A 6,525-nucleotide genomic window follows, 5' to 3' on the forward strand; every position below is an offset into this window, starting at 1 on the left:
GTCCCCGGACCGGGCACACGGCTCGTCAGGTGGTGGCCATGCGGGGGACGGCTTCGAGGAGTTCGCGGGTGTACTGCCGTGCGGGGTTCGCGACCACTTCCTCGACGGGGCCTTCCTCGATCAGCCGTCCCCGGCGCATGACGGCGATACGGTCGCAGACGTAGCGGACGACGGCGAGGTTGTGGGAGATGAAGAGCATGGACAGGCCCAGCTCTTCCTGGAGTTCGCGGATGAGGTTGAGGACCGCGCCCTGGACGGAAACATCGAGGGCGGAGGTGATCTCGTCGGCGATGAGGAGCCGGGGGCGGGTGCCCAGGGCGCGGGCGATGGCGATGCGCTGGCGCTGGCCGCCGGAGAGTTCGCGGGGGTAGCGGCCGGCGTAGTCGGCGGGCAGGGACACCAGGTCCAGCAGGCGTTCGACTTCGGTGCGCCGTTGTCCGCGCGGCAGCCGGGCCAGGCCCTCGGCGATGGAGTCTCCGGCGGTCATGCGGGGGTTGAGGGAGCTGTAGGGGTCCTGGAACACCATCTGGATGTGTTCCCGGTCGACGCCGGTGACGGTGCCGCGGAAGGGGACCAGCCCGGCGATGGCCCGCGCCACGGTCGACTTGCCCGAGCCGGACTCCCCCACCAGACCCACCATCGAACCCGGGGGGATGTCCAGGGACAGGGCGTCCACGGCGGTGAACGAGCCGTACCGTACCGTCAGTTCACTGATCTTCATGGTGTCTCCCAGCAGGCGGCGCGGTGTCCGGCGCCCTGTGTGACGAGGACCGGGCGGGTGGTACGGCATTGGTCGGTGGCCGCGGCGCAGCGGTCGGCGAAGGCGCAGCCCGGTCCCACTTCGCCCGGTGGGGGCTGGGTGCCGGGGATGCTGGCGAGGGGGATGGTGCGGTCGGTGTCCATGGCGGGTACGGAGCCGAGGAGGGCGCGGGTGTAGGGGTGTGTGGCGTCCTGGGCGAGACGGTGGGCGGGGAGTTCTTCCACGATGCGTCCGGCGTACATGACGGCGACGTGGTCGCACAGTTCGCTGGCGAGGGCGATGTCGTGGGTGATGAAGAGGGCTCCGGCACCGGTATCGCGGGTGACGTCGCGCAGAAGTTCGAGGATCTGGCGCTGGACGGTGACGTCGAGGGCGGTGGTGGGTTCGTCGGCGATGATGAGGCGGGGGGTGCCCATCAGGCCCATGGCGATGACGGCGCGCTGGCGCATTCCGCCGGAGAGTTCGTGGGGGTGGCTGGCGGCGGTTGTGTCCGGGTCGGGGAGGCGGACCTGGCCGAGCCGGTCGACGGCCCGCTGCCGTGCCTCGGCGCGGGTGGCGCCCTGGTGGACGGTGGCGACCTCGGCGAGCTGGCCGCCGATCCGCAGGGCGGGGTTGAGGGAGGCCATCGGGTCCTGGAAGATCATCGCCAGTGAGGTGCCGAGAAGCTTGCGCCGTTCGCCTTCGGAGAGGGTGTCCAGTTCCGTGCCGCACAGCCGCAGCCGGCCGGCGTCCACCAGCCCGGGGTAGGGGACGAGGCCGCCGATCGCGGACGCGGTCAGACTCTTCCCACTGCCCGACTCACCGAGCAGACCCACGATCTGCCCCGGCCGTACCGTCAGCGAGACATCCCGCACCGGGGTCACCCCACCGGGGAAAGCGACGGTCAGGCCACGGACCTCCAGCACCGCATCCGGATCCGGCTCGGCCGCCAGGTCATCCTTGACGTCCGCGGACTCCGGTGTCCCGGCCGAGGGCGGTACGGCCGCACCCGCGCGGGAGGTGCGCGCGGCGGCGTCGGAGAGCGAGTCGCCCAGCAGGGCGAAGCCGAGTCCGGCGAGCAGGATGGCGAGCGCGGGGCCGACGGCGACGACCGGGGTGACGTAGATATGGCCGAAGGCGTCGAACAGGAGCCGGCCCCAGTCGTAGTCCGGGGGCTGCACACCCAGGCCGAGGAACGACAGCCCGGCCAGGCCCACCAGGGCAGCGCCGATGGCCTGGGCGACGGTCAGGATCAGGGGTTCGGCGATGTTCGGGACGACATGGCGCACCAGGACCCGATGGCGGGGCACGCCCATCATCCGGGCCGCCAGGACGTAGTCCGAGCCGGCGATGGAGGCGGCGAGGTTGTTCGTCAGCCGGGCGAACGCCGGGACGAGCGCCACCCCGATACCGAGGACCGCACCGCGTGCGCCGAGTCCCGCGATCACGGCGGTGAACATGGCGAGCAGCAGCGCGGGAAAGGCGACCAGGGCGTCGACCGTCGCGGTGACGACCCGGGCGGCGGCTTTCGGGAGCACGGAGGGCAGCGCGCCCAGGATGATCCCGCAGGTAGCGCCGATCGCGGTCGCCGCCAGGGCGAGCAGCAGGGAGAAGCGGGTGGCGACCAGGGTTCGGGCGAGCAGGTCGCGGCCGAGGGCGTCGGTGCCCAGCGGATGGGCACCGGAGGATCCCTCGCTGATCGCGCTGGTGTCGAAGCGGACGGCGTCGTCGCCCCAGATCAGGGGGGCGAAGGCGGCCAGCAGGGCCATCGTGGTGACGATCAGGAGTCCGGCGCAGCCGGCCGGTGTGCGCAGCAGTCGGCGCATCATGCCTCCTCGGCGGGCTTGTGGGCGGTGTTGAGGGCGGACTGCGGGTCGAGCCACCCGATCAGCAGGTCCACCAGGAAGTTGATGGTGAGGACGATGGCGCCGTAGACCAGGATCACGCCCTGGGCGACGGGATAGTCCTGCTGGGTGATCGCCTCGACGGTGCGCAGGCCGAGCCCCGGCCAGGCGAACACGTTCTCCACCAGGACACCGGCGGTGACCAGCGCGGCCAGCAGCAGTCCGGTCATGGTGAGGGTGGCGGTCAGGGTGTTGGGCAGCAGATGGCGCAGATGGATCCGCACGACGGGCAGCCGTTTGGCGCGGGCGAGGCGGATGTACTCACTGCCCAGTTCCCGCTGGGTCTCCACCCGGCACACCCGCGCGATCATCGCCGTGGGTCCGATGGCCAGGGCGATCACCGGCAGGATGTAGGAGGACGGGCCGTCCATCCCGGCGGCCGGCAGCCATTCCAGACCGACCGCGAAGACGGCCACGAGGCCGATGGCGTAGAGGAACTCGGGGACCGCGTTGGCCGTGCCCGTGAGCCCGGAGAACACACCCCGGGTCAGCGGACGGCGCCCGTTCTCGGTCCGGATGGCGGCCCACATCCCGAGGGGGATGGCCACCGCCACCGCGAGCACCGTGGCGAGCAGCGCGATGGCGAGGGTGTTCGGCAACCGGTCGGCGATGACATCGCCCACCGGTTCGGAGGTCAGGAACGATGTGCCGAAGTCCCCGCTCAGCGCCTGCTTGATGTAGTCCAGCAACTGTGTGTGGATCGGGTCGTCGAGTCCGAGCGCTGCCCGCCGGGCCGCCACGACTTCGGGCGGGGCGGTCGGACCCAGCGCCGCCCGTACGGGATCACCCGGCAGGAGGTGGATCATCGAGAACGACGCCACCAGCAGCGCGGCCAGGGAGACCGCGAACCGTACCCCCGCCCGCAGCAGGAGCCGGACCGGGAATCCCCGCCGCCGTGACGTACCCGGGCCGCTGCGCGGGTTCTCCGGTGGCGGGGTCTTCTCGCGGTTCTTCACCGGTGTGTTCGTGTGTCGGCTCTCCGGCATACGATCACTCACCTTCCGTGAGCCGGACGGTGGTCGGGAACACGACCCCGGGGTATATCCGCAGGTCGCCGTCGCGGGTCGCCAGCGTGATGGACATGCCGACGACCGGCATGATGTCGTGGTTCTCCACGAGCGCCTTCTCCGCCTTGTTCCACAGCACGCAGCCCGCCGCTCCGGGGGTTCGCATGGCCTGGGTGACGAGGCTGGCGTACTGGGCGTTCTTCGCGTGCACGAAGTTGCCGCCGGTCGGCGGGGTGGGGCCGGTGAAGACGCCGATGAGCTGGGAGGGGAGGCCGACGCCGAGCGGCATGAAGCCCGCGTCCCAGTCGGTGGTGCCGCCGACGACTTCGCTGATACGAGCGCCGGCGATGGCCTTGATCTCGACCTTGACACCGATCTTCTTCCAGACCGCGGCGGTGTACTCGACGGTCGCGCCCGCCGACTCGCCGCGGCCGAGGGCGTAGAGCAGGGTGATCTTCAGTTTGCGGCCGTCCTTGGCCCGGACTCCGTCGCTTCCCTTGCGCCAGCCTGCCGCGTCGAGTCCCGCCTCGGCCTTCGCCGTGTCATGCGGCGGGACATAGCGGGAGTAGTCGTCGCCGGGGCAGGGCCTCGGCTCCGCCACCATGCCGCCTGCGGGACGGACCTCGCCGCTGGACGCCATCATGGCCAGATCCTTCAGGTTGAGGGCCTGGACCAGGGCCTTGCGTACGGCCGGGTCGGCGGTCGGCTTGCCCTTGCCCTGGTGGAAGTTGAACTGTTCGCTGGTGGTCGGAATCTCCCGGGTCTTGATCTGGGACAGGGCCTTGAGCCGGATCCGGTCGGGTCCCTGGACGAGGGCCGCGTTGATGTTCCCGCCGATCAGCAGGTTGGCGGCGGTCTGCTCGCTGGCCACGATCTTCAGTACGAAGGTCTTGGGCATTCCGGCCGAGGTGGCTCCGCCGGCGCCCCAGGCGTAGTCCTCGCGCAGCCGGAAGGTGTACCGGTCACCGGGCCGGACGTGGGTCAGCTGATAGGGGCCGGACCCGGATGTGCCCCGCGCGAGCAGGCTCCGGTCGGCCAGCCCCTTGCCGCAGACGATGTGGATCGTACGAGCGCTCTCCAGAATGAAGCTGAACGGGGTGGGAGTCGCGAAGGTGACCGTGCCCGCCGCGTCGTCCGCCTTGGCGGTGAGGCCCGGCGGGACGAGGACACCGTAGATCGGGGCCTTGTTCCTGGTGACGTAGTCGATGTTGGCCGCGACCGTGCTCGGCTTCACCGGGGAGCCGTCCGCACAGGTGACGCCCTTGCGCAGGGTGAAGGTCACCGACGAGGGCTTCACCTGCCATGACGTGGCCAGTCCCGGTACGGTCCGGTTCTTGGTGTCGGCGGAGACGAGGGTGTCGTATCCGATCGAGAGAACGGTGTTCGTATGGGACCGGAGGGACTTGGCCGGGTCGAGGGAACCGGGGTCACCGCTCATGGCGAGGGTGAAGGTGTCACCGCCGGCCCCTTCGCTGTCCGTGGCGGCACACGCGGTCGTGACGAGCAGCAGGGCACCGAGCGCCGCGATCGCGGATCGGGAGTGTGTCATCGGAGCTCCAGAAGCAAGCGTGGGAGTGATGCACCACACTGACCGCTCACCGTCTCCGGGTATTCGTACCGGAGCACAAAAGAATCGGCGAGGTCCGTGCTCCCCGCCGAAAATGCGCGTCCGCGGCCCGCTGCCCGGCCTCGCCTGCTTGTACCGGAGCACAGAAGAATCGGGGAGGTTCGTGCTACCGGCCGAAAATGCGCATCTGCAGCATGATCCCGAACCTCGCCTCGGCGTCGGAGAGGTCGAAGCCGCTGATCTCGACGAGACGCTTGAGGCGGTAGCGGAAGGTGTTCGGGTGGACATGCATCCGCGCCGAGGCGAGGGCGACGTCACCCAGGGCGTCGAGATAGGCGCTGAGCGTGGCCACCAGTTCGCTGCCGTGTTCCCGGTCGTAGGCGAGCAGGGTGCGATAGGGCCCCACGGGCTGGTGTTCCTCGGCCGCCGCGAGATCGGCGAGTTGCAGCAGGAGGGACTCCATGTGCAGTTCGGTGTAGCCCGCGGTGGTGTTGGGGACGCCGCGCGACGTCAGGACGCGCAGGGCACGGTCGGCGTCGGCGCGGGAGCGGGCGACCTGGGCCAGGCTGGCGGCGGGGCGGCCGATACCGATCGTGGCTGCGTACCGGACGCCGACCCGGGTCAGAAAGTTCCTGGCGACCCGGATCGCCCGCTGTTCGGCGCTGTCCGCGGCCTCGGCCGGCGCGGCGCGGGTGGGCGGCAGGGGCAGTACGGCGTAGGCCACCGAGCCGACGACCGCGGCGGCCGACCGGGGGTGGATCGCGCCGACATGGAGTGCGAGGGCATCGCAGAACCGCTGCCGGTCGGTGTCGTTGTGGACGGTGTCGTCGCCGGTGAGCTGGGCGGCGAGGACACACACTCCCTCGGAGTCGATACCGAGCCGGGCGGCGGCGTCGGCCGCGTCCCGGCCGCCTTCGAGGACGGTGGACAGGAGATCGGCCCGCAGCCGCCGCCTTGTGTCGGCGCCCGCTCTCTCCCGCAGCAGTTGCAGGGCGACGATCTTCGCCGCGTCGATCAGGGCACTCGCGCGTGCGCCTTCCAGGGGTTCGGGTGCGGCGACCCAGATGGAGCCGAGGATCTCGTCGCCGGAGCGGACGGCTATCGCGGTACGGCGGCTGCCCACATCCTGGAGGTGGATGAAGACGGGTTCCCGGCTCTGATGGAGCCGGCGGAAGTAACCCCTGTCATGCAGGATCCGGCTGATGTACTCCGGTACCTGGCGGCCGAGAACGGTGGCGACCCGGCTGGGGTCGGCCTCGTCCTGGCGGCCGGAGTAGGCGAGGACACGCGAGGCCCGGTCCTCGATGG

Annotated in this window: 5 protein-coding genes; all 5 read right to left on the reverse strand. The window is 70.7% G+C overall.

Annotation, left to right across the window (positions count from 1 at the left end; translation table 11 throughout):
• Positions 1–25 precede the first annotated feature (25 nt).
• Positions 26–721, reverse strand: a complete 696-nt coding sequence (locus tag ACWF94_RS29455; protein WP_453495069.1) for an ABC transporter ATP-binding protein — start codon at positions 719–721, stop codon at positions 26–28.
• Complete coding sequence (locus ACWF94_RS29460) at positions 718–2,568, reverse strand: dipeptide/oligopeptide/nickel ABC transporter permease/ATP-binding protein (RefSeq protein ID WP_453495071.1); 1,851 nt, start codon at positions 2,566–2,568, stop codon at positions 718–720. The genes ACWF94_RS29455 and ACWF94_RS29460 overlap by 4 nt, the downstream gene beginning before the upstream one ends.
• Complete coding sequence (locus ACWF94_RS29465) at positions 2,565–3,629, reverse strand: ABC transporter permease (RefSeq protein ID WP_453495074.1); 1,065 nt, start codon at positions 3,627–3,629, stop codon at positions 2,565–2,567. The genes ACWF94_RS29460 and ACWF94_RS29465 overlap by 4 nt, the downstream gene beginning before the upstream one ends.
• Positions 3,630–3,633: 4 nt before the next feature.
• Positions 3,634–5,199, reverse strand: coding sequence for an ABC transporter substrate-binding protein (locus ACWF94_RS29470; protein ID WP_453495077.1), 1,566 nt, complete (start codon positions 5,197–5,199; stop codon positions 3,634–3,636).
• 184 nt (positions 5,200–5,383) lie between these two features.
• A partial coding sequence (locus ACWF94_RS29475) for a PucR family transcriptional regulator (RefSeq protein ID WP_453495080.1) occupies positions 5,384–6,525 on the reverse strand: 1,142 nt, incomplete at its 5' end.

The organism is Streptomyces sp. NPDC055078, from assembly GCF_053607985.1.

What these genes read in the sequence shown, in the direction of transcription:
- ACWF94_RS29455 (WP_453495069.1), bottom strand. Translation starts at nt 721, where the DNA reads ATGAAGATCAGTGAACTGACGGTACGGTACGGCTCGTTCACCGCCGTG.
- ACWF94_RS29460 (WP_453495071.1), bottom strand. Translation starts at nt 2,568, where the DNA reads ATGATGCGCCGACTGCTGCGCACACCGGCCGGCTGCGCCGGACTCCTG.
- ACWF94_RS29465 (WP_453495074.1), bottom strand. Translation starts at nt 3,629, where the DNA reads ATGCCGGAGAGCCGACACACGAACACACCGGTGAAGAACCGCGAGAAG.
- ACWF94_RS29470 (WP_453495077.1), bottom strand. Translation starts at nt 5,199, where the DNA reads ATGACACACTCCCGATCCGCGATCGCGGCGCTCGGTGCCCTGCTGCTC.